The organism is Actinomyces sp. 594, assembly GCF_019325145.1.
GTDB lineage: Bacteria > Actinomycetota > Actinomycetes > Actinomycetales > Actinomycetaceae > Actinomyces.
Genome location: NZ_PIZC01000001.1, coordinates 1 through 22717, shown reverse-complemented (window position 1 = coordinate 22717; position 22717 = coordinate 1). Strand labels below are relative to the sequence as shown.

The window sequence follows — 22717 nt, the reverse complement described above, 5'->3', positions numbered from 1 at the left end:
CGGCCTGGCGCTGGTGGGCATCGCCCTGTGCTGCCTGGCCGCGATCGTGCTGATCTGGTCGACGGGCGGCATGGGTCCGCTCGCGGCGGGCTTCGCAAGCATCGGCGCCGTCACCGCCCTGCTGGGGGCGGGTGTCATCATCAGCGCGCTGCGCGGACGCCGCGGCGGCTGGATGACCGGCCTGGGCTGGCTCGCCGCAATGGTGGCGGTACCCCTCCTGATCATCGGTACCAGCGTGCCGGACGGCGCCCTGAGCGCCACTGCGACCACCAGGGACACCCCCTCCGGCACCGTCACCCTCACCTGGGACGAGCTGGAGCCCCAGTTCGCCGCTGCCGACGGCGACCCGAACATGACAGTGGACCTGGGCAACTACACCGTCGGCGAGCTCATCATCGACCTGACCGACATGCCGGTCGGTGAGGAGCCCCAGGCGCGGGCGCACCTGAGCCTGGGCGTGGGCACGGTATCCATTCGCACCACCATGGGGCAGAACCTGCGCCTGGACTCACGTGTCGGGCTTGGAATCACCACCGCCACCCTCCTGGACGAGTGGACCGTCGACGAGCGCTCCGTAAACGAGTACGGCGGGTACTCGGACAACCGCTTCACCGTTGACGGCAACAGCGTCGTCACCCACCACGTGGAGCGCTGGCGTCCCGGCGAGACTGCGACACTCGTCTCGCCTGCCGCCCAGGACGCGGCTACCGCACTGAGGCTGGAAATCGAGGTGGGCACCGGATCGGTGCGCGTGGACGAGTGGGCGGGCGCCGTCACCTGGTGGGGCTACATGGATGATGCGGCCTGGATCGTCGAGTACTGGCTCGACGAGCGCGGTAACTATCACAGCGAGCTCCCGGTTCCCGCAATGACGCATGCGGCGATCGATACGGATACCGCCGGGGTATGTGCCAACGCGGTGACCGAGGCCCTGGACCAGGAGGCGGACGCCGACGGCGATTCTGACGACCCTGACAGCTACCAGGACTGGGAGGACCAGGGATGGTACGGAAGCTGGTACAGCGTGTCGGACCTGTCCGGTGTGGGGCGTGAGGCCTGGGAGCAGTGCGTAGGCGACGCCCTGGCGACCGAGGCATCCGCCCCGGCTGGCTCCGCCGGCGCGTCACCCGCGCCCTCTCCATCGCCTTCACCCGCGCCGACCGCTGCGCCCACTGCCACGCCGGCCGCGACCGCCCCGGAGCCCAGCGCCTCCCCTACCCACTGACCTGAGACATCGCGCTTTTGAGGAGACAACCATGAGCAACAACGACACCCCCGCGCAGGCGCAGGCCACCGACGCCGGCGAGACCAACCCGGCCGACGCCACCACTGCGGAGCCGCAGGCCGGGGCGACGGCCACCGGGCTGTCGGCCGCCTCCCCCGAGGCCGCCCCCGCACCCGACGGATCCGCCACCGCTCCGCTGCCCGCGCCGGCTACGACGCCGTCCTCCTCCGAGGACACCTGGGAGCTGCCCGGCGGGAAGCCGCCCGAGTCCCCCGCGCAGCCCAAGGACGCCAAGGATCTACCCGTCACCCCGGAGCAGGACGTGTGGAGCGGGCAGCGCCGTGCCGGGACGACACCTGGCAGCGCCCCGCCCCCAGCAGCCGCCGATGCGGCCCCGCGCGGCGTGCGGGCGAGCACCCTGGTGTGGGGACTGGTCCTCCTGGTGCTGGGCGGGCTGCTGCTCGCAGTCTCCACCGGGATCCGGATCGACCTGGTGACGGCCATGATCGCGCTACTGGCCGGCGTCGGCGTCGCCCTGCTGATAATGGCGCTGGTACCCCAGCGCAAGGCGGACGCTCCCGGCACGGGTGCCTGAGGCGGCGCAGCGGACATACGGAGCGCAGCGGGACCGGCGCGTCATCAGCGCCGGTCCCGCTGCGTCACTTATGCCGGTCCCGCGGTGAAGAACGGCGTCAGTGCTGGTAGACGATGCCGCGCTTGACGGCCTCTACGGCGTCGTCACCCAGGTAGTGGCGCACGATCTCCAGGCCGAGCTCGATGGCGGTGCCCATGCCCCGGCTGGTCAGGAGCTGGTCGTCAACAACCACCGCGGCCTCGGAAGTGCTCGCACCGTGCTCGGCCAGCACCTTCATGAAGTTCGGGTTGGAGGTGGCCGCACGCCCGTCCAGCAGCCCCAGCTCCGCCAGGATCGAGGGTGCCGCGCAGATCGCGGCCAGCGGTCGGCCCTGCCCCATGCGGTCGGTGACCTCCGCAGTCACGACGGGGCTCGCCTTGAGGTTGGGGGTCCCGGGGATGCCACCGGGCAGGAACACCATGTCGTAGTCGGCCAGGTTGACCTCTCCCAGCAGCGCCTCGCAGGTAAGCACCACCTTGTGGGAGGAGGTGACCGCCAAGGAGTCACCCACGGCTATCAGGTCGGTGCGGATACCGGCGCGGTACAGGACGTCCACAACGGCCAACGCCTCGACCTCCTCCAGGCCCTCCGCAATGAGAACGGCTACCTTCTTGTCGGTTGTGAGCTTGTCCGGCGTGGGCATGGTTCCTCCTCGATCGTGTTCCCTCAGCGTACGCGGACCAGGCGAGTCATGCCCCGGTCGATGATCGGGCGGGCCGATGCGGGCACATACACGGACAGCCCGGACTCGCCGACAGGGAACTCGGCGCTGCCGTCGCCGCTGATGGTGATGGCCCCGTGCCCGCCGATCGCGCAGATCCACCGCTCCCCCGCGTGCCGGGCGCCCACATACAGGCGCTTGGTGGCGGCCAGGGCGGTGGACAGGACGACGGCGAGCCCGGAACCCGGGTGCTCGTCGTCGCCCTCCCGGGTGAAGCCGACCAGGTCCGCGGCGTTGAAGACGTCGTGCTGCGGACCGTAGGCGAGGCTGCGGCGCAGCCGCATCAGCAGCGGCAGCTCAATGCAGGCGGAGATGTCGCCGGTTTCCGGGGTGCCGAACAGGTCGCCCCAGAACACGCAGGGGGTGCCCTCCCGCCGCAGCAGGATCAGCGCGTAGGCGGCCGGCTTGAACCCGGGTTCCACGAATGACTGCAGCGACTGACCGGGCTGGGTGTCGTGGTTCTCCACGAAGGTGACGGCGTGATCGGGATCGGCCTCCACCAGGGTGTGCTCGAAGATCTTCGACAGGTCGAAGCGGTCCTTGAAGGAGGCGTGGTAGAGCCGGTAGTGCAGCGGGGTGTCAAACATGCACATGATCGGCTCCTCGCCCAGGTAGGCGCACAGCTCGGCAGCGTCCCGGGACCAGAACTCGCCGACGGCGGGCACCTCCCGGCCGGTGGCCTCGCGCAGGGCGGGCAGCCAGCGGCGGTAGAACTCGCGGCTCATGTGCTTCAGGGCGTCCAGGCGCACGCCGTCCACGCCGGTGGTCTCCAGGTACCAGCGGCCCCAGCGAATGAGCTCATCCGACACCTGCGGGTTGTTCAGGTCCACATCGGCACCCATGAGGTAGTCGAAGTTGCCGAGCTCGTCGGTCACATCCTCATTCCACTCCTTGCCCTCGAACAGCCACACGCTGTTGCGACGAGTCGCCTCGTCCCAGTCGGTGCCCAGGAAGCAGGTGTGGTCCCAGGTGAAATCGGAGTAGGCGCCCCGGCGGCCGGGGAAGGTGAAGCGCGTCCAGGCGGTGATGGTGCCCGGGTCCGCGATGGGCTTGCGCCGGTCAGCGCCGTCGACCTCAACTGCGCGCACCTGCTCGACGCCGTCGGCCCCCATACGGTGGTTGAGGACAATATCCGCCAGTACCTCCATACCAGTGGCGCGCAGTGCCGCGACTGCGGCGACGTACTCGTCCTTGGTGCCGTACTTGGTCGGCACTGTGCCCTTCTGGTCGAATTCGCCCAAGTCGTAGGTGTCGTAGACGCCGTAGCCGACGTCGTTTACGCCGGCCTGCCCCTTGTAGGCGGGCGGCAGCCAGATGGTGGTGACGCCGGAGTCCGCGATCAGTGCGGCATTGTCCGCCAGGAAGCGCCAGTGGCTGGAGTCGGCGGCGAGGTCCCAGGCGAAGCCTTGGAGCAGGATCGGGTTTTCACGCCCACCGGAACCGAAGGTAGTCCTGTCACTCACAGGGGCAGCCTACCGGAGTTACAGATCAGCCACCGCGGGCCCGGACGCGGATGCCCTCACTCCGAGCGCAGCGCCTCCACGGGGTCCTCCCGGGCCGCCTTACCCGCTGGGATGAGGCCGGCCAGCACGGTCAGTCCCACGGATATCAGGATTAGGACCACGCCGGCGGTGACCGGCAGCTGGGCGATCGACTCCACCCCGAAGCGCCCGTATATGAAGGCGTTCACGGGCAGGCTCACCAACAGGGTGATGCCCACGCCCATCACCCCGGCCAGCAGTCCCTCGATCACGGTCTCCGCATTGAACACGTGGCGGACGTCCGCCTTCGACGCACCCACGGCGCGCAGGATGCCGATCTCCTTGCGGCGCTCCAGCACGGAGATGTAGGTGATGATGGCGATCATGATGCTGGAAACCACCAGGGAGATCGCCACAAAGGCGATCAGCAGCCAGGAGATGATGTTGACGATCCGGGTCACCGAGCTCATCAGCACGCCAACGACGTCGGTGTAGGTGATGACCTTGTCATCGGCGCCGACTGCGGCCTGCTGGGCGTTGTAGTCCTCCAGGATCTGCTTGACCGAGTCCTTGGCCTCGAAGTTCTTGGGGTAGATGTCGATCTCGCTGGGGTTGTCCAGGTCCGCCCAGCCCAGCGCGGACAGGTTCGACTCGTAGGTGGCGGCCTCGGTGCTTACCAGCGTGGCCAGCAGCTGGCTGAGCTCCTCCGGGGTCATCTCCAGCTGGAAGGCCTCGGCGAAGGCATCGGCGTCAACGCTCATGGCGTCAGCCAGACCGGTGGCCAGCTGGGTGGTTGCGGCCTGCACCTGTGCGGCGATCTGGTTCTGAATGGTGGTCATCATCTGCGCCATGGCCGCGGCCATGGCCTGCTGCACCGCGCTGGACAGGGCGTCGGTGATAGAGCCTGCGACCACGCCGGCCACCTGAGAGCCGATTTCCGCCACGAGCTGGTCTCGCACGGCGTCGGAGATGTCGGCTACGGCGGGGTCGGTACCCAGGGCGGCAGTGAGGTTCTCGGTGAGCTTGGCCGAGTCGATGACGTCATCGGAGCCGAGGGTCTGCGCGATGGTGCGCTGCACCTCCTCCTGGGTCAGGTAGTCGGTTACCAGCGTTCCCAGGCCAGGATCGTCGGCGGGGTCGTCCGGGTCCTCGCCGGCGGCGTGCTCACCGTAGTAGTCGGTGAAGTCTGCGATCAGGCCGGTCATCATGGCGGAGACCTGCGCGTCGGCGCCCTCCTTGATTACGCCGTCGGACAGGGCCTGGGTGATCAGGGCGACATAGTCGACGTCGGCCAGCTGGGGGAACTGCTGCTCCAGGTCGGTCAGGCTGAGCGACGACAGGTCCAGGTCAGAAAGGTCGATATCGGGCTGGACGGCATCCAGGCCGGACAGGTCCAGGCCGGAGAAGTCCATCTGGGTGGTGTCCAGGCCGGACAGGTCGACACCTGACAGATCCATGCCGGAAAGGTCCAGGGCACTGGGATCGATCTGGAAGGCCAGCTGCAGCTGAGCCTCATCGACGGTGAACAGGTTGGAGATGTCGAACTCGGTGTCCCCGGCGGCATCGGCCTCCTCGGCAAAGGTCTTTCCCGTAAACACGTTCACCTCCGGCCTGGCCAGCTGCGCCTTGACGATGTCGGAGGCCGCGGCCTGCTCAACCAGGTGCTCGGTCAGCGCGGGCGGGTAGTACACGCCCGGGACGAGCGCGGCCTGGGAACCGTTCGCACGCACGATCCCAACCACGCTGACGGTCTCGCCTGCGGCGACCAGGCCGGACATGTAAGCGGCGTCAGAGGACTTGTCCGTCCACACGTCGTAGTCGGCGTCGTACACGTAACGCTCGTGGGCGGGGACCAGGGTCAGGGTGCGCCCGATCAGGTCGTTGTAGGCGTAAGTGCGCTCCGCGCCGGAGTCCGCCGAGTTGCCTGCGGCGGCGGTAGCGGAGGAAGTAGCGCCGACGGTCGCGGCCGGCTCCGCGGCTGCGTCTGCGGTGGCCTCGGCGCCTGCCTGCGCGGTTGCCCCAGTGGCGGGGTCCGTAGCGGGGCCTGTGGCGGGGTCCGTAGCTGGATCTGTGGCTGGATCTGTGGCGGAGTCCGCTGCCGCAGCTGTAGACGTTGCGCCGCCGAAAGCGCTGGAGCCGGGCAGGCCGCCCGCCATTCCTGACACGTAGGTCTGTACCAGCTGCTCCAGCTCACTGTGCTCGCGCAGGCCGAGCGCGTACTCGGTCAGGTCACTCATGCGACCATCCTCGGGAAGGACGATCACCAGCTCGTTGTATGCCGTAGGCCAGCGGCCGGAGGCGAGTTCGTACTGGTCGGCGTACAGGTCCGTGTCCGCGGCCAGTTGCTGGAAGGCGGTCATCTGCATGGTGGCCGTCATGGCCCCGAAGCTGGAGAAGGCCGTGTCGGGGTTGACCTGCGTGGGCATCTGCCCGGCGGAGTCTGCATCGACCGGCAGGTACAGCTGCGGGGTGACGTCATAGAGGTACTCGATGGCGTTGGTGTAGTCGCTGATGCTGCCGCCGTCGGCGTCGAAGTAGGACTTCAGGGCGGCAAGGTCATTGGTGTTGGCCGAGCCGAGCATGTTGCTCAGAGCGCGCCGCTCCCCCACCACGCCGTCGGGCAGGTCGTCCTGCGTGGCGGTCTCGGTGGCCTGGGCGATCAGGGAGGTGTAGTCCATGCCCAGCCGCTCGATCTGAAGCGGATAGGAGGAGAGCGTCTCCTCCTCTGTGCGGGCGATATAGGCGTTGACCCCATTGGCCAGCGCCAGGATCATGGCAATGCCGATGATGCCGATGGACCCCGCGAAGGAGGTCATCAGGGTGCGGCCCTTCTTGGTCATCAGGTTGCTGAAGGACAGCGACAGTGCTGTCAGCGGCCCCATGCGGGTGCGCCGCGGGGGCCGGGCCTCACGGGCGTCCTCACCTGCGGGGATGTAGGGGGCGGTGTCTGAGGTGATGCGCCCGTCGGCGAGCTCCACGATGCGGGTGGCGTAGTCGTGCGCGAGCTCGGGGTTGTGGGTGACCATGATGACGAGCCGGTCGGCGGCGACCTCCCGCAGCAGGTCCATCACCTGGATGGAGGTGCCCGAGTCCAGAGCGCCGGTGGGCTCGTCGGCCAGCAGGATCTCGGGGTCGTTGATCAGGGCGCGGGCGATGGCTACGCGCTGCATCTGACCGCCGGACAGCTGGCTCGGCCGCTTGTGCACGTGCTCGGACAGGCCCACCTGGTCCAGGGCCTCCAGGGCGCGGCGGCGGCGCTCTCCCCGGGAGACCCCGGTGAGCGTAAGCGCGAGTTCGACGTTGGCCAGCACGCTCTGGTGCGGGATCAGGTTGTAGGACTGGAAGACGAAGCCGATGCGGTTGTTGCGGTAGGCGTCCCAGTCGCGGTTGCGGTAGTGCTTGGTGGAGATCCCGTCAATAACCAGGTCGCCGGAGTCAAAGTGGTCCAGGCCGCCGATGACGTTGAGCATGGTGGTCTTGCCGCTGCCGGACTGGCCGAGCACGGCGACGAACTCGTTGTCCCGGAAGGAAACGGTCACACCGTCCAGTGCGGTCTGGTCGAAGGATGCGGTGCGGTAGGACTTGGTTATCTCGTGCAGCTCAAGCATGGGCTCTCCGGAGCGGGGGTTGAGTAGGAAACCCTATGCGGTCTTCCTGAAAGAACCAATAAAGCCCGCCCCCTCACCGAGGTCGGTAGAAGTCACGTGCCGAGGTCGGTAGATATGTGGCACAGCCCCGGATTCAGACAGTCAGCCGCTCGCGCAGGGCGGAGAGGCCGGCGCCCTCTGCTTCAGTCGTCGAGTACGCCCGCCCAGGCCAGGAAATCCGCGGTCCACCGCACGGCCTTCTCGAAGTTCGCGTCGCCGAAGCCGTGTCCCGCACCGGGGATGCGCTCCAGGCGGGCGTCGGGGAGGGTGCGGACGGCCGCCTGGGAGACGGCGAGGGGGACGTCGGCGTCCGCCTCGCCGTGGACCAGCAGCACCGGGGAGGGGTAGCGACGCAGGGCCGCCTCTACGTCGCGGCCCCACAGGTCGCGGGCGAAGTCGCGTCCGAGCGTGATGTCGCGGCCGTCGACGCGGGAGGTGAAGACCTCCGGCACCTCCTGAAGGCGTCCGAAGCGGCTCCGCACCGAGGCGGGTGCCGCGAGCGCCGGGTACCACAGGGCCAGCGCGTTGATCTGCGCCGGGTGGGCGGAGGCCGTGAGCACTGCCACCAGCCCGCCCTGGCTGCGTCCGAATAGGGCAGTGCGGGCGGCGTCGACAAAGGGCCAGGTGCGGGCGCGAGCCAGGATCGCCTCCAGGTCGGCCAGCTCGGTGCCGATGGTCATTGTGGTAATGGGTCCCGCCGTTGGCGCCCCTCCCCCGCGAAAACTGGGGGCGATGGCGACGGCGCCCGCGGCGGCCAGGCGCTGGGCGACCGGCGCCACCCGCAGCCCGGACTCCCCCAGCCCGTGGCAGCACACCACCAGCGGAGCGCGCACCCGCCCGGACGCGGCAGCTCGGGGCACATAGGTCAGGGCATGGACCAGCCCGCCCGGATCGGCGTCGGCAGCCCCGACCGGCACCGTCAACTCGCGAGCGAGGTAGTCGTTCATACCAGAACCACAAATCCCTCAAGCCGCAGCAGGGCGGCCTTGCGCTCGGGGCCGCCGGCGTAGCCGGTAAGTGCCCCGTTCGCCCTGATTACGCGGTGGCAGGGCACGAGCACGCTGACAGGATTGCGGCCCACGGCGACCCCGACAGCACGGGCAGAGGCAGGTCGGCCGGTGGCGGCCGCGAGGTCGGCGGCGATGCGCCCGTAGGTGGTGGTCTGCCCGCGCGGGATGGTGCGCAGTCGCTCCCAGACGCGCTGCTGGAAGTTGGTGCCGGCCACCGCCAGACCGGGGGTCGGGCCGGGGTCCTCGCCGTCGAAGTAGCGCTCCAGCCAGGCGCGGGCCTGCGCCAGCACCGGCGGCTCATCAGCGGCGCCAGGGGCCAACGGGCGCGCATCGCTGGTGAGCCCGGCGCGGTCGTGACACTGCCCGTCGAACCAGGTGCCGACGACGGCGCCGCCCTCGGGCAGCCCCTCCCCCGTGGCGGCGGCCAGTGTCATGGGTCCCAGCGGTGAGGTGAAAGCGCTGAGACAAATCGTGGCCTGCGGCACAGCCAGTGACTGTACTCGCATTACGGCACTCGCCGGTAGCCACCGGGAGCGGGCGGCCGAGGCAGGCGTATTCCGGGTCCTCAATCAGTGCGGCACTGACAACGAGGGGATCACCCCGTGGTCGGGAATGTGCTCGCACGCCCAGGTCAGTATGCGCGTGTCCATGTTGGCCGGTGCGGGAGCTCCGGCGGCGTGCGCAGCGGCGAGCCTGGCGTCCAGATCGGCATAGAGAGATTCCGGTAAGTCGGCGGCCGCCTGCCCGCGGGGCGGGGTGCAGACGATCACGTGGGGCAGGTAGTGGCAGATGGTGGCCTGGTCGAACTCGTCCTGGTCGAACCATGCGGACTGGAGGGGGTAGGTGGCATGACGCAGGCGCTGCGGCGCCGGGCCGAGTGCCGACAGGTCCAGAAGCAGCGGATCTGGGAGGACCCGCGGTGGCAGCTGGGGGCGGGAACCGTGTACGGCGCCCCAGTCCGAATGTGTAGTCGGCTAGCCCGGCACCTCCTGTGCGGTCTCGATCCGCGTGTTGGCGAGGAATCTAGACATGACGCCGGAACTGATCTTGTAGGCGCCGCCGCGCGCCTGGAGCGTCTGCTACGCCACCGACTGGGTACCCTCCACCCAGCGCGAGCCCAGCAACGCACTGCTGCGAGCTGCACAGCCCATGCAGCCATCCACACCTCAGCGGTCATATCGACCGACCTCGACACGTAACTACTACCGACCTCGGCACGTAACATCAACCGATCTCGGTGAGGGGAGGGCAGCAAGCCAGCCAAGGGGCGGTCACCTCACCGGTAGGCCTCCGAGGAGACGCCCTCGTCGTAGTTCGCCACCAGCACCAGGGCGGACAGTGCGTAGGGGCCACCGATGTAGGGCATGGCCTGCACCAGGGCAGCGGCGACCTTCTGCCGGGTGTTGCCGGCCTTGATCGCTCCGGCCACGTGGGGCGTGAGCTGGGTGGCGGCGCCGATGGCGGCGATGGCCACCAGGCTGATGATCTCGCGCTCGGCCACGCTCAGCACCCCGCGGGACTCGACCTCGCCGAAGCCGATGGCGGTGAGCAGGTGCGGCACCTGGGCGCCGAAGGGCTCGGGCAACTTGGCGAAGACGGCCTTGACCTCGTCGCCGTACAGTGGGGTCTGGATGGCGGCGCCGGCCTCGTCGCGGTCGGCGTAGTCGACGGTGGCGGCGCTCGGCAGGGGCAGCTGGACGCCGCGCTCGGTCAGCACCTCGTTGACCACGCCGATGGCGTTGAGGGTCTTGGGATAGCCGATATAGGGCTGGCACTGGTAGATGACCTCGCGCAGCTGCTCGGGGGTGGCGCCGACGTTGAGCGCGGCGGCCGTGTGGGCGCGCAGCTGCGGCAGGGTCTGCATGGCGGCCAGGCAGGTCACGGTGATCAGCTCCCGCTCGACGTCGGTGAGCACGCCGACGGAGAAGACCTCGCCGAAGATGTGGTTCTGGAGGGTCTCCATGAGCTCAGGGTCGGTGGGGCTGGGCTCGGGGGCGGAGCCGAACAGGCGGGTGAAGGTCTCGATCGCCTCGGGTGTCAGTGCCATGGATTCTCCTTGGGACGCATACGGGATTTCTGCAGTTGTCGCCCGCGGGCGCGGTGACGCGCGGAGCCGACGACGGCGCCGGCGGGCCTCAACCCCGATCCTGGCACGCCGCAGGCCCCGGCGGACACCCCTGAGAGGGGCACCGCCGGGGCCTGTCGGCATCAATGCCAGTGCCGCGCGACCGTCTGGGAAGGCGACTAACGGGCGGCCCGGTTCGACTGAGGGCCGCCCGGGCCCGACTCGGGCCGGGCGGCCGGAGCGGCCCCGCTCAGATCTCCGGGGCGGAGGCGACGTCGCCCAGCAGGTGCGCCATACGCACCACCCGGGCGGCCTGCTTCTCGAGCTCGGCGCGGGTCAGCGTCACAGCAGCCGTCCCCTCGCCGCGCAGGGCCGCGAGGATGTCCTGGCGGTCGGCCTCGCAGCCGGGCATGAACAGCTCGTTGCCGGCCTTGATGGTGGCCGAGGCGGTGGCGCGGGGGTTCTTCATGTCCGTGCGCGCCATGGAGTCGACCACCCAGTCGGTCATGACCAGGCCCTTATAGCCCCACTCCTCGCGCAGGATGATCTCCAGCAGGTCGGAGGACTCTGATGTGTGCACACCGTTGACCAGGTTGTAGGAGGTCATGAGTGCGTGGGGCTGGGCCTCACGGATCACGATCTCGAAGCTGCGCAGGTACAGGTCGCGTGCGGCCCGCTGGGAGACGTGGCTGTTGGAGTTCAGGCGGTTCGTCTCCTGGTTGTTGAAGGCGAAGTGCTTGACGGTGACGGCGCGTCCCGGGTGGGCCTGGACGCCGCGAGTGATGCCGGCAGCCACGCGGCCGGCGAGCAGCGGGTCCTCGGACATGTACTCGAAGTTGCGCCCACACAGGATGGTGCGGTGCAGGTTGAAGGCCGGGGCCAGCCACAGGTGGGCGCCGAAGTGCTCCATCTCCACGCCGACCAGGTCGCCGTAGGCGGCGGCCAGCTCGGGGTTCCAGGTCTGGGCGATGGCGGTGCCGATCGGGATGGCGGTGGCGTACTGCTCATAGGTGCGCTCCGGGGTACGGGGCGCAGCCGCGGGGTCGGCACCGAGGGCAGCGGTGGACTCGTCATCCATGAGCTCGGCGAACAGGCCGCCCAGGGCCTCCCCGAGGGCGAAGGGGCCGTCGGCGTCCACACCCACCTGGGGCGACAGGCGCAGTCCGGCAGGGCCGTCGGGCATGACCAGTGAGGGCAGCCCGTCGAAGCGTGTGGTGGTCTGGCCCGCGGCACCGACCAGTGCCTGCGAGGCCTGACCGATGATGGACTGCTTCTCGGCGTCGTCGCTGTAGTCACCCAGGACGATGTAGGACAGTTCGTCGTCGGACAGGTTCTTCGCATAGGCGAGGGCCTCGGTCAGGTCCACGGGGGCCTGGGCGTCCTCACGGCGCAGGTCGGCGGCGGCCACGGTCAGCCGTGGGAGGTCGGCCGGCACCTCGACGGCGACCGGTGCGGCCGGCTTGAAGTCGGTGAAGCCGGGGTCTCCCAGGGCGTCGTGGAGCTCACGGACAATCGCCGTCTCGGCCAGCTCGACGACGGCGGCGGGAACCGTGTTGCGGCTGGAGGCGCCTACGCGCACCACATAGTCGCCGGCCTCCAGGACGGTGGCTGACTTGGCGGCGTCGAAGGAGGCGATGTCGGTCAGGTCGAAGGTGACCGCGACGTCCTGCCCGGCGCCGACGGCGAGCTCACCGGTCTTGGTGAAGCCGGCCAGGGCCTGGTAGGGCTGGTCGAGGTCGCCGGCGGGCACGGACACGTAGACCTGGACGACCTCCTTGCCCGCGGCGGCGCCGGTGTTGGTGACGGTGGTCTTGACGGTGATCTCGGAGCCGGAGGCGCTGACGGTGGGAGCGCCGATGGTGAAGGTGGTGTAGCCCAGGCCGTAGCCGAAGGGGAAGATCGGGGCGGTGCCGACCGAGTCGAAATAGCGGTAGCCGACGTACACGCCCTCGCGGTAGTGGGTGTCGTCGGGGTCGCCGAAGTCGCCCTCGGTAGAGTAGTCCTCCCAGGCGGCCCAGGTGGTGGACAGCTTGCCGGAGGGGTAGCTCTTGCCGAGCAGGACGTCGGCGAAGGCGTCGCCGATCGCGGCGCCCAGCTGGGACAGCAGCAGGATGTTGCTCACGTCCTTCACCGGCGTCAGGTCGACGACGCCGCCGACGTTGAGCACCAGCAGGAACTTGTCGAACTTCGCGGCGAGTGCGGTGATGTCGCGGATCTCGGAGTCGGTGAGCTTCACGTCGCCGGGCTCGGGGTGGCGGTCGTTGCCCTCGCCGGAGTCGCGGGCGACGACGTAGACGGCGGCCTCGCCGTCGCCGTCGAGCGGCAGGTCGAAGGCGGGAGCGGGCTCGACGGCACCCATGCCGAAGTAGATGGCGGGCTGCCCTGCGGCCTTTGCGCGGGCCTTGAGGTCGGCGACGAAAGCCTTGTGGTTGTCCGCGGCGACGCCGTCGTAGGCGTCGAGCCAGGACTTGGTGGTGATGGTGAAGCCCGCGTTCTCCAGTCCCTCCTCAACGGAGACCACGTGGCGGGAGTTGACGTCGCCACTACCGGTTCCGCCCTTGATGGTGCGCCGCGCGCCGGCGCCGTACAGGGCGAGTCGGCCGGGGGCCGCCAGCGGGAAGGATCCGTCGGTCTTGAGCAGGACCATCGATTCGGGTGCTCCCGCGCGCACCGTTGCCAGGTGGTCGATCTCGTACTGATTCATGTTCTGCTCCACTGTGAGCCCCTTTGGTCAGGTCGGAATTGCGCGAGCGCCCATCTGGGGCACCTGCTGGTCACAATCTTACCGCTCGGTCCATTGTTTGTGAAGGGCAAGTTGCGAGTGCCACACATACCCCATCGGACGGCCCGTGTACCATGTCCGAAATCGGACTTAAGGACTGAGGGACTTGCAACCAATGACCACCGAGCTACTGGACTTGCAACGAGCAGTCAACGCCACGATGAAGCGTGTAGAGGACGCCTACCACCGAGCCGCCCAGGCGGCCGGGCTTTCAGACGCCGCGTTCGACATTCTCTACGCCCTGCACATGACCGGCGAGGGCTGCTCGCAGACCCGCCTGTGCGAGTTGTGCTTCACCCGCAAGCAGACGGTTAACTCCGCAATCAAACGGCTTCAGCACGACGGCACGGTGCGCCTCGAGCCCGGTCCAGGACGGGCGACACTGGTCTACCTCACCGAGCAGGGCCACGAAGTCGTCGCCGCGCGCATCCTGCCAATCATCAACGCTGAGCTCACAGCCCTGGCAGCCATGCCTGCCGGGCAGCGCGCCGCACTCGCAAACGCCCTGACCGAGCACGCAAACTCCCTGGTAGAACGCCTGGACGCGATCGGAGACGACCGATGACGATTGACATGTCCCAGCACCTGGGGCCGCGTGCGCTACTGCGCTTCACCGCACCCGCCATCGCGACGATGATCTTCACCTCGATATACGGCGTGGTAGACGGCCTATTCGTCGCGAACTACGCCGGCAAGACCGCACTGGCCGCCATCACCCTGATCATGCCGTTCATCATGATCCTCGGCACCCTCGGCTTCATGATGGGCGCGGGAGGCAGCGAGCTGATCTCCAACACCCGCGGCCGGGGCGAGGACGCACTGGCGAACCGCTACTTCTCCATGGTCGTATACGTCACTCTCGGCGGCGGCATCCTGCTGGCGATCCTCGGCGCCATGATCATGCAGCCCGTCGCCCAACTGCTCGGCGCGTCCGGCCAGATGCTGGAGCTGTGCGTGTTGTACGGGCGAATTCTGATGGTCTCCCTGCCTGCGTTCATGCTGCAGTACGCCTTCCAGACCTTTGCCTCCACCGCGGGCAGGCCCCGACTCGGACTGTATGTGACGGTTGCGGCGGGAGTGACCAACATGGCTCTGGATCTGCTGTTCGTCGGCGTCCTCGGGTGGGGCGTGGCAGGAGCCGCCTGGGCCACCGTCGCCTCGGAGCTGATCGGCGGCTTGGTGCCACTGATCTGGTTCTCTCTCCCGAACAGCAGCTTCCTGCGGCTAGGCCGCCCGGCCCGGGACCTGGCCGCACTGGGTCGGGTCTGTGCGAACGGATCATCTGAGATGATGGCGGTGGTGGCAGTCTCGGTGGTCAGCATCATCTACAACCTCCAGTTGCTCAGGTTCATCGGCCCCGACGGGGTGGCTGCCTACGGCGTGGTCATGTACGTCAGCATGATCTTCACCGCGATATTCGAGGGCTTCTGCATGGGGGCGGCTCCATTGATGAGCTATCAGCACGGCGCCGCCAACAATGTTGAGAAACGGAGCCTGATGCGTACCTCACTAGCCATACTCGGCGTCGCCGGGATGGCGATGCTGCTCACCTCGCAGCTGCTTGCGCACCCGCTGGCATTGATGTTTGCCGGCCACGACCGCGGCCTCATGGAGCTGACCGAGACGGCGCTGCGCATCTTCGCCATTGCCTTCCTGCCGATGGGCGTGAGCATGTACGGCTCGTCATTGTTCACCGCCCTGGGAAACGGGCTCGTCTCGGCGGCGCTGGCTGCGGGCCGCACTCTCGGCCTGGAGGTTGTCGCGGTGTTGCTGCTGCCGGCGCTCATAGGCCCAACGGGCATCTGGTCGGCGATCATTGTGGCCGAAACCGCGGCCGCACTGGCCGTGGGCCTGCTCATCATGTGGCTGGGGCCCCGGTACGGGCTCCGCGACCTCCGACGAGGCCGCCGGCACGACCCCAGAGCCGTCCCCGCCTAGCGCAAGAGCCCACTGCGAGACCTGCACCGCCATCACCACTAACACGCCGCGATCGCAAAGGTGGCGCCTCTGGGGCTCGTTCGAAGTAGGCAACATCCAGCTCCTCCGATTTGGGCCCGGCGAGACGTCTGAGAGACGCGGTGGGGGGGTGGTGGGCGCGGGTCGAGTCCGCCTCGAGAGAGCACGCCTAGTTGGACCGCCCAACTGCGGTTGGACCGCCTTACGCGCTCTCAGACGGTTCAAGCGCCGGACCCCGGTCCGGGCGCCGGACCCCGGTACAAGTAGAGGGCATGCGCACGGCGGGTCCGGCGGTAGCCTGCTCGCGCCGCACGCTCAGCGTCGGCACGCTTCCACAGAAACGGCCTAATCACGCGGAAAGCACACCACCAGAACAACAGCCCGACCACCTCCAGCGTGCCGCAACCCCCGCGGCGCACGCTGGAGCCAACCAACCCCCACCAGCCCAAAACCAGAAACGCCGAAATACCAGGCAAAACCCGCCAACCTGCCAGGGCAGCGAAGCAGCTGAGCGTGCGCCACCCCCAAGACCACCCAACCACCCCCACCCACACGCACCAGACCCAGCCACACACCGAACCCACCAACACACACCGCCCGCACCCTGCCCACACACGCAAACCCCACCCACCACACCTACGAACCAGAAGAGCCGAATGAAGCCCATCTCAACCCGTGGTTGAGTCGGCGAGGACCCGTGCTGGGCTCACGTATTTCGTGATCAACGGACGCGTGCTACCGATCTACGCCCAGTCCCGCAATTATCATATTCAGGGACACCGACAGGTGCCCCGTCGATCACCAAAACGTGCCTACGGCCAGCAGGCCTGGTGCACACACGATGGAAAGCAGGCAGATACATGAAGCAGTCGGTCGGACGCAATATTGCCAGGTTACGGCTCGCATGCGGCATGACTCAGGAGCAGCTCGCAAAGCGCATGGGTGTCACCCCGCAGGCGGTCAGCAAGTGGGAGAATGACCTTAACTACCCGGATGTGGCCACGCTGCCGGCCTTAGCGGCCCTGCTCGGTACTAGCGTCGATGCGCTGCTGACTGTGCCGGACGGCGATGCAGCAGCCGCCGCCACGCCTCCGTCGGCCTCTTCGCCCATACCCTCCCCGGCGGCGCCGTCACCGGCATCACCGCCAACCGCGTCGTCGCCCGCTGCACCCGCCGCCACCGGATTCTCCCTGGTGCGACCCGAACCCGCGGCACAGGCGAAGGGCGGGCCGCGAGCGCCCCGGGCAGCCGGGCGCAGCCTCCACATCGAGGTCCGGGGGCCGCAGGACAATGTCAACCTGGCCTTCCCCATGCAGGCGGTCTCCGCGCTGGCGGCCCTCATCGCGCACGTGCCGCAGGTGCACAGCGCCGTTGGCGCCTACGGCATCGATCTCAATGCACTCCTGGCCACCGCATTCAGCACCCTCGACGGCGTCGGCCCGAGCACCCTCATCGACGTCATCGACGACGATGACCATGTCCGTATCTGGGTCGACTAGCCCGGTTCCGGCGCCCCCGCCGGACCGCCGCGCCACTTCTACCGAACTCGGCACGTAACTACTACCGACCTCGGCGTTGGGGCGGGGCTTAGGCGGTGCGGTTCCTTGCCCAGTCGAAGACCGCCTCGGCCTCGCTGCGCCCGCCCGGGCGCAGCAGCAGGTAGAAGGTGGCGTGCGCCATGGCGTCCCGGATAGGGACGACTACGCGGCCGGGCGCGGGGGCAGATAGTGCGGGGGCGTCGGTGACGAAGTGCGGCAGCGGGGAGCTCCTGGCCAGTTGCGCGAAGACGTCCCGGTCCTCCTGCACCACGAACTGGGAGTGGGGCAGATGACGGTCGCAGCGCTCGCGCCAGAAGCCGATGTCCGCCAGCAGCAGGAAGGTCTCCCCGTCCAGATCCGTCGCCGCCACCTGCTCCCGGCCCGCGAGCGCATGCCCGGCGGGCAGAGCGACGGAGAGGTTCTCCACCATGAGCCAGGCCGAGCGCACGCTCGGCAGCGGGTGGGGTCGCAGCGAGATGCCCAGGTCCAGCTCGCCGTTGACGACGCCCTCCTCAACCTCTTCCTGGCTAAGGCTCTGCGAGGTGAGCACCAGCCCCGGGAAGCGTTCGACGATCAACGAGGTCAGCCGCCACAGCGGCGCGGGCGCGACCGTGCCCACCCGCAGCGCCCGGGTGCGGCGGGCGAGGTCACCCAGGGCGGTGCGCAGTGCCTGCTCCTCGCGCAGGAGCCGGTCGGCATGTCCCAGGGCGACGCGCCCGGCCTCGTTGAGCACCAGGCGGCGTCCGGGGCGATCGAAGAGCGGTTGGCCGAGCTCGGCCTCCAGGCGTTGCAGCGAGCGGCTGAGCGCCGGCTGGGACAGGTGCAGGGAGCGGGCCGCGGCGCTGAGTGTGCCCTCGCGCGCGATCGCCTCCAGTTGGCGCAGCTGCTCGAAGTCCACCTGCTCCTCGCTCTCCCCCTGTATGCGCTCGATGCATAAAGAGCTCCGATATTGGCATTTTACATTCGCGCCTGTGGGGCGAAGACTTATGCGTGACGCAACAGTTGAGCCGATATGAGCAAAACGGCCAGACGGCGCCGAGCCGATACGAGGAGCAGACCATGACCACCATCCCGTCCTTCACCATGAACAACGGCATCGACATCCCGGCGCTGGGCTACGGCGTCTTCCAGATGACCTCAGACCAGGTCCGCGAGCACCTGCCGCAGGCCCTCGAACTCGGCTACCGCCACATCGACACCGCCAACGCCTACTTCAACGAGGTGGCCGTCGGCGAGGTGGTGCGGGACGCCATCGCCGCCGGCACCGTGAAGCGCGAGGACCTGTTCATCACCAGCAAGCTGTTCCCCCAGTCCTACCCCTACGCGCAGGCGGTGAAGGACATCGACGCCACCCTGGAGCGCCTGGGGCTGGACTACCTGGACCTGCTGCTGTTCCACCAGCCCTACGGCGAGTACACCTCCGGCTGGAAGGCGATGGAGGAGGCCGTGGCCGCGGGCAAGATCCGTTCGATCGGCCTGTCCAACTTCCCGATCGCCAAGTTCCAGGAGGTCCTGGACGTCGCCTCTATCAAGCCGGTCGTGAACCAGGTGGAGGCGCACCCGCGCTGGAACCAGCACGAGCTGAAGGGCCAGATGGACCGCGCTGCCGGCACCGAAATCCTGGTGGAGGCCTGGTACCCGCTCGGCCACGGCGACAAGACCCTGCTGGAGGAGCCCGCAATCGTCGCCGCCGCGCAGCGCACCGGCGCCACCCCCGCCCAGGTGATCCTGGCCTGGCACCTGGCGGAGAAGAACATCACCTTCCCCAAGACCCTGAACCCCGCCCACATGGCCGACAACCTCGCCGCCCTCGACGTCGAGCTGACGGAGGCGGAGATCGCCGCGATCAATGAGACCCCGCAGGCCCCCTACTACGTGATCCCCGACGAGCCGCCCGCCTTCACGACGACGGTCAACGACTACTCCCAGCAGGCCTGACCCCGCCCTGCTAGCGGGACTCCCACCGCACGGCCACCACCTGCACCACCAACCATCCGAACCAGAACATCCGGCGATCCGCAACCCGGATTCGCTGCCCACCCCAGGAGGCAGACTCATGACCACCACCGTCCCCACCAAAACCCTCAACAACGGCGTCGAGATGCCCGTACTCGGCTACGGCGTCTTCCAGACTCCGCCGGAGGAGACCGAGCGCTGCGTGAGCGAGGCCCTCCAGGTCGGCTACCGACTCATCGACACCGCGCAGGCCTACGGCAACGAGGAGGGCGTGGGCACCGCCGTCGCGAAGAGCGGGCTGCCGCGCGAGGAAGTGTTCATCACCTCCAAGATCTGGGTATCCAACATGAACTACGAGCGCGCCACCGCCTCCATCAACGAGTCGCTGGAAAAGCTCGGCACCGACCACATCGACCTCATGCTGCTGCACCAGGCCATGGGTGACTACCCGGGCGCCTACCGGGCCATGGAGGACGCCTACAAGGCCGGCAAGCTGCGCGCCATCGGCGTGTCAAACTTCTACCCCGAGCGGCTGGTCGATGTGGCCGCGCTGGCCGAGATCACGCCGGCCGTCAACCAGGTCGAGACGCACCCGTTCCGCCAGGCCGACGCCGCGCACACGGTCATGGCCGAGCTCGGCGTCGTCCACGAGGCCTGGGCGCCCTTCGCCGAGGGGCAGAACAACATCTTCGCCAACCCGGTCCTCACCGAGATCGGCGCCAAGTACGGCAAGAAGCCGGGGCAGGTGATCCTGCGGGCGCTGATCCAGAAGGACGTGGTGGTCATCCCCAAGACCACTCATCGCAACCGCATGGAGGAGAACTTCGACGTGTTCGACTTCGAGCTGACCGATGAGGACCTGGCCACCTTCTCCACCCTGGATGACGGCTCGCTGCCGCGCATCTTCGACCACTACGACCCGAAGGTCGTCGGCTGGCTGCTGCGCGACCTGGTCAAGGCTCAGCAGCTGGGTGGTGGCACGCTGTACTGAGGTACACCTGAATAGAGCACGGACCACCGTTCCTGTGGGACAATGCCCAACCGCAAGGGTGGACGGGTGCGGGCGCATCATCCAATTCCCGGAGCCGCCAATCGTGTTGTTGTGCTACACCGAGGAGAATCCGTGCACTACCTGATCGACGAGTCACTGACTCCGTGCGCCCCGGAGGAACTGCGCAACACGGACAGACAGTTCGTCGCCGTGCTGACTCCCCAACAGTGGGCCCAGCGCCGCGGCGCCTTCGAGCTGGGCATCGACATCGACCCCGACCCCGACGTCGCCCTGGGCACTCAGGCCGAGGTCAACTACGACGCGATCACGGGCACGGTCTTGATCCCGGACCGCACGTCGCCCGATGCTCCGGATAAGCGCTTCGCCTTCGCACTGGATGAGAAGGGCGTGGTGTTCATCGATGCCCAGGAGACGGCCACGGGACTCGTGGCGGCCATCGCCGCCGCCCGTCGCTGGCGTCGACCGGGACTGGAGCGTTTCCTGGCCGACTTCCTCATGCAGATCATCAAGGACGACGCGGCCCTACTGCGCGGCTACGAGCGCGAACTCGACCGCATGGAGGATGCAATTCTGGACGATACCGCCGTGGGCGCAGCGGAGCGGATCAATGATATGCGCTCCGAACTGCGCGACCTCGACAGCCACTACGACCACCTCATGGATCTCACGCAGATCCTTGAGGAGAACGAGAACGGCTTCTTCCGGGAGGAGGATCTGCGGTACTTCCGCACGGTCTACGGTCGGCTCGACAAGCTACGCGACCAGGCATCCTCACTGCGCGACCAGACCCTCCAGATGCGTGACCTGTACAAGATGCATCTGGACGTGCGGCAGAACCACATTATGGCGGCACTCACGATCGTCACCGCGATTTTCGCCCCGCTGACGCTTATTGTCGGCTGGTACGGGATGAACTTCGAGCACATGCCTGAACTCGCGTGGCCGTGGAGCTATCCGGCCGTCGCGGTCCTGAGCGTGGCGGTGGTCATTGGCTGTATCGCCTTCTTCAAGCACCGCAAGTGGCTGTGACAGTCTTTAACTGCGCTTTCGGCCTGAGGGCGTGGCGGCTGAGTGGCACCGGGGAACGGTTGGCGGGCAGCTCCCGGCACGAGCTGTTAAAGAGACCCGGCGGCGGTTGGGTCATCCTGCGCTGGTCTTTTAGGAGGCCCTGGTAGGGACTCCCGAAACCGGGAGGGGCGGCGTAGCCTCCGATCGACTGCGCGATGCGGCGCCCGGCGTCCGCGGCGCGTCACTAGTGCCGGTCTGGGCACGTCACTAGTGCCGGTCTCGGCACCGAGCCACCGGACCAGCACACCGAATAAGCACCGTCCAAACGCCTGATACCGGAGGAAACCATCATGACCACCATCGCCATTATCGGCGGCGGCCCGGGGCTGGGCCGCGCCGTCGCCCGCCGCTTCGGGCGGGAGGGCTTCAACGTCGCCCTGATCTCCCGCAGCCGCGAGCACCTGGATGAGCGGGTCGCCGCCCTGAGCGCCGACGGCGTGAACGCCCGCGGCTACGTCGCCGACGGCCGCGACGGCGAGGCGCTGACCCGGGCCCTGGCCGACGCCGCCGACGAGCTCGGCCCCATTGAGGTGCTCCAGTGGAGCCCCGTACCGGCCCGCGAGTTCATGAAGCCCGTGCTGGAGACGAGCGCGGAGGACCTGGTCGGCCCCATCGAGATGTCCGTGTACGGCCCGGTCAACGCGGTGCGTCAGGTACTTCCGGGCATGCGCGAGCTCGGCCGCGGCACGATCCTGCTGATCAACGGCGGCTCCGCCGTCCGCCCGGGCCCTAGGGTCACCGGCACCTCGGTGGCCTTCGCCGGGGAGAGTGCCTACGGGCAGCTCCTGCACGACGCGCTCGCCCCGGAGGGGGTTCACGTCGCCCAGCTGATCATTCCGCGTGGTATCGGTGGCGGCGAACCCTCCCACGAGCCGGCCGCCCTGGCCGACCGGATCTGGGAGCTGCACGCCCGGCACGACGGCGACTTCCGCACCTTCGCCGCGCCCATGGACGTCTAACCCGTACCGCGCACGTCTGCCGCCGGATTCACGGGCCACGTGTCCACACAGGCTCCGGCGCTGACCCCGCTAGGGCGCTCGCCCCGGGGAAATCCGGGCGGCAGAAAGGTGGGGCGCCATCCTGCTGTTACCGGGTGACTTCCCTAGGCAGATGGCTCAGTTGAACCACCTGCCGAGGGCATCCGCATGGGCGCCAATGGCCCGGACCAGGTGAGTGAGAACTTCGAGCAGCTCACTCGCCTGCCGGGCCACTTCCTTGCCCTTGCAGACTTTGCGGCATCGTTCATTCGGCGGCACCTCTGGCTTGTGGGAGTAGTGGTTACTCCGGTGGTGGCTGGCGCGCGTGTCTGGCGGATTGGCGTGCCGGGACCGGTACTTGTGGCGTGGTGGGGTCGGCGGTTGGTGTTTGCGGCGATGCCAGCCCGGCGGTTCGTATGTCCTGGCACAGAACTGTCACCGATGTCCTGAGACATTACCCGGCGCTCCGCATACCCTGGTTGACGGTTCGTACCTCGTGACGACGGTTCGTACGTTCTGGTCGACGATTCGTACCCCGCGGTGACGGTTCGTACCGTAGGGGTACTGTGCTGTCTCCACACTTCTGGGACGGTTGAGTCTCATGACTTCTGGGACGGTTGAGTCTCATGGGTTTTGGGACGGTTG

The 22717-nt window shown here is 68.2% G+C and carries 16 protein-coding genes and 1 pseudogene; 9 read left to right on the top strand and 8 right to left on the bottom strand.

Translation table 11 applies throughout. The annotated features are described in order from the left end of the window. Both GZ998_RS00085 and GZ998_RS00080 read left to right on the top strand, forming a co-directional pair. A pseudogene (locus GZ998_RS00085) lies at window positions 1–1225 on the top strand (hypothetical protein); the annotation flags it as partial. A 31-nt stretch (window positions 1226–1256) separates the two neighbouring features. Continuing rightward, a complete protein-coding gene (locus tag GZ998_RS00080) occupies window positions 1257–1820 on the top strand; it encodes a hypothetical protein (RefSeq protein ID WP_219108227.1) in 564 nt (187 codons plus the stop codon). Between the two features lie 97 nt (window positions 1821–1917). On the opposite strand, the gene GZ998_RS00075 is transcribed toward GZ998_RS00080, so the two are convergent. The 7 genes from GZ998_RS00075 to GZ998_RS00045 form a co-directional block, all read right to left on the bottom strand. After that, on the bottom strand, window positions 1918–2502 hold the full coding sequence (locus tag GZ998_RS00075; protein WP_219108225.1) for a DJ-1 family glyoxalase III: 585 nt from the start codon (window positions 2500–2502) through the stop codon (window positions 1918–1920). Between the two features lie 23 nt (window positions 2503–2525). Next, complete coding sequence (locus GZ998_RS00070; protein WP_162679885.1) at window positions 2526–4043, bottom strand: alpha-amylase; 1518 nt, start codon at window positions 4041–4043, stop codon at window positions 2526–2528. Window positions 4044–4099: 56 nt separating this feature from the next. Beyond that, a complete protein-coding gene (locus GZ998_RS00065) occupies window positions 4100–7669 on the bottom strand; it encodes an ABC transporter ATP-binding protein/permease (protein WP_219108223.1) in 3570 nt (1189 codons plus the stop codon). A 182-nt stretch (window positions 7670–7851) separates the two neighbouring features. Beyond that, complete coding sequence (locus GZ998_RS00060; protein ID WP_219108221.1) at window positions 7852–8655, bottom strand: S9 family peptidase; 804 nt, start codon at window positions 8653–8655, stop codon at window positions 7852–7854. Further along, window positions 8652–9152: a methylated-DNA--[protein]-cysteine S-methyltransferase gene (locus tag GZ998_RS00055; RefSeq protein WP_219108219.1), complete on the bottom strand. Its 501-nt coding sequence runs from the start codon at window positions 9150–9152 to the stop codon at window positions 8652–8654. Before GZ998_RS00055 ends, GZ998_RS00060 begins: the two co-directional genes overlap by 4 nt. 842 nt (window positions 9153–9994) lie before the next feature. Then, entirely contained in the window at window positions 9995–10765 is a 771-nt protein-coding gene (locus tag GZ998_RS00050; RefSeq protein ID WP_219108217.1) for a carboxymuconolactone decarboxylase family protein, read from the bottom strand. 268 nt (window positions 10766–11033) lie between these two features. Continuing rightward, the gene (locus tag GZ998_RS00045) at window positions 11034–13487 is read right to left on the bottom strand and encodes a glycoside hydrolase family 3 protein (protein WP_219108215.1); all 2454 of its coding nucleotides are present in this window, start codon (window positions 13485–13487) and stop codon (window positions 11034–11036) included. 193 nt (window positions 13488–13680) lie between these two features. Here GZ998_RS00045 and GZ998_RS00040 point away from each other — a divergent pair, with 193 nt between their 5' ends. From GZ998_RS00040 to GZ998_RS00030, 3 genes are all read left to right on the top strand, one after another. Further along, the gene (locus tag GZ998_RS00040; protein WP_219108214.1) at window positions 13681–14130 is read left to right on the top strand and encodes a MarR family winged helix-turn-helix transcriptional regulator; all 450 of its coding nucleotides are present in this window, start codon (window positions 13681–13683) and stop codon (window positions 14128–14130) included. Next, entirely contained in the window at window positions 14127–15503 is a 1377-nt protein-coding gene (locus GZ998_RS00035) for an MATE family efflux transporter (protein ID WP_219108213.1), read from the top strand. Before GZ998_RS00040 ends, GZ998_RS00035 begins: the two co-directional genes overlap by 4 nt. An 878-nt stretch (window positions 15504–16381) precedes the next feature. Continuing rightward, window positions 16382–17020: a helix-turn-helix transcriptional regulator gene (locus GZ998_RS00030; RefSeq protein WP_219108212.1), complete on the top strand. Its 639-nt coding sequence runs from the start codon at window positions 16382–16384 to the stop codon at window positions 17018–17020. Between the two features lie 88 nt (window positions 17021–17108). Here the strand turns inward: GZ998_RS00030 and GZ998_RS00025 are convergent, their stop codons facing one another. Beyond that, window positions 17109–17957, bottom strand: a complete 849-nt coding sequence (locus GZ998_RS00025) for a LysR family transcriptional regulator (RefSeq protein WP_219108210.1) — start codon at window positions 17955–17957, stop codon at window positions 17109–17111. 161 nt (window positions 17958–18118) lie between these two features. Between GZ998_RS00025 and GZ998_RS00020 the strand changes: the two genes are divergently transcribed. The 4 genes from GZ998_RS00020 to GZ998_RS00005 all read left to right on the top strand — a co-directional run bounded on the left by GZ998_RS00020 (window position 18119) and on the right by GZ998_RS00005 (window position 22054). Beyond that, window positions 18119–18997: an aldo/keto reductase gene (locus GZ998_RS00020; protein WP_219108208.1), complete on the top strand. Its 879-nt coding sequence runs from the start codon at window positions 18119–18121 to the stop codon at window positions 18995–18997. 118 nt (window positions 18998–19115) lie between these two features. Continuing rightward, complete coding sequence (locus GZ998_RS00015; RefSeq protein WP_219108206.1) at window positions 19116–20006, top strand: aldo/keto reductase; 891 nt, start codon at window positions 19116–19118, stop codon at window positions 20004–20006. A 132-nt stretch (window positions 20007–20138) separates the two neighbouring features. Further along, window positions 20139–21056 (top strand): CorA family divalent cation transporter, encoded by a 918-nt coding sequence (locus GZ998_RS00010; RefSeq protein WP_219108204.1) that lies wholly within the window; start codon window positions 20139–20141, stop codon window positions 21054–21056. 329 nt (window positions 21057–21385) lie between these two features. Next, window positions 21386–22054, top strand: coding sequence for an SDR family NAD(P)-dependent oxidoreductase (locus GZ998_RS00005; RefSeq protein WP_161924662.1), 669 nt, complete (start codon window positions 21386–21388; stop codon window positions 22052–22054). Window positions 22055–22717: the final 663 nt, after the last annotated feature.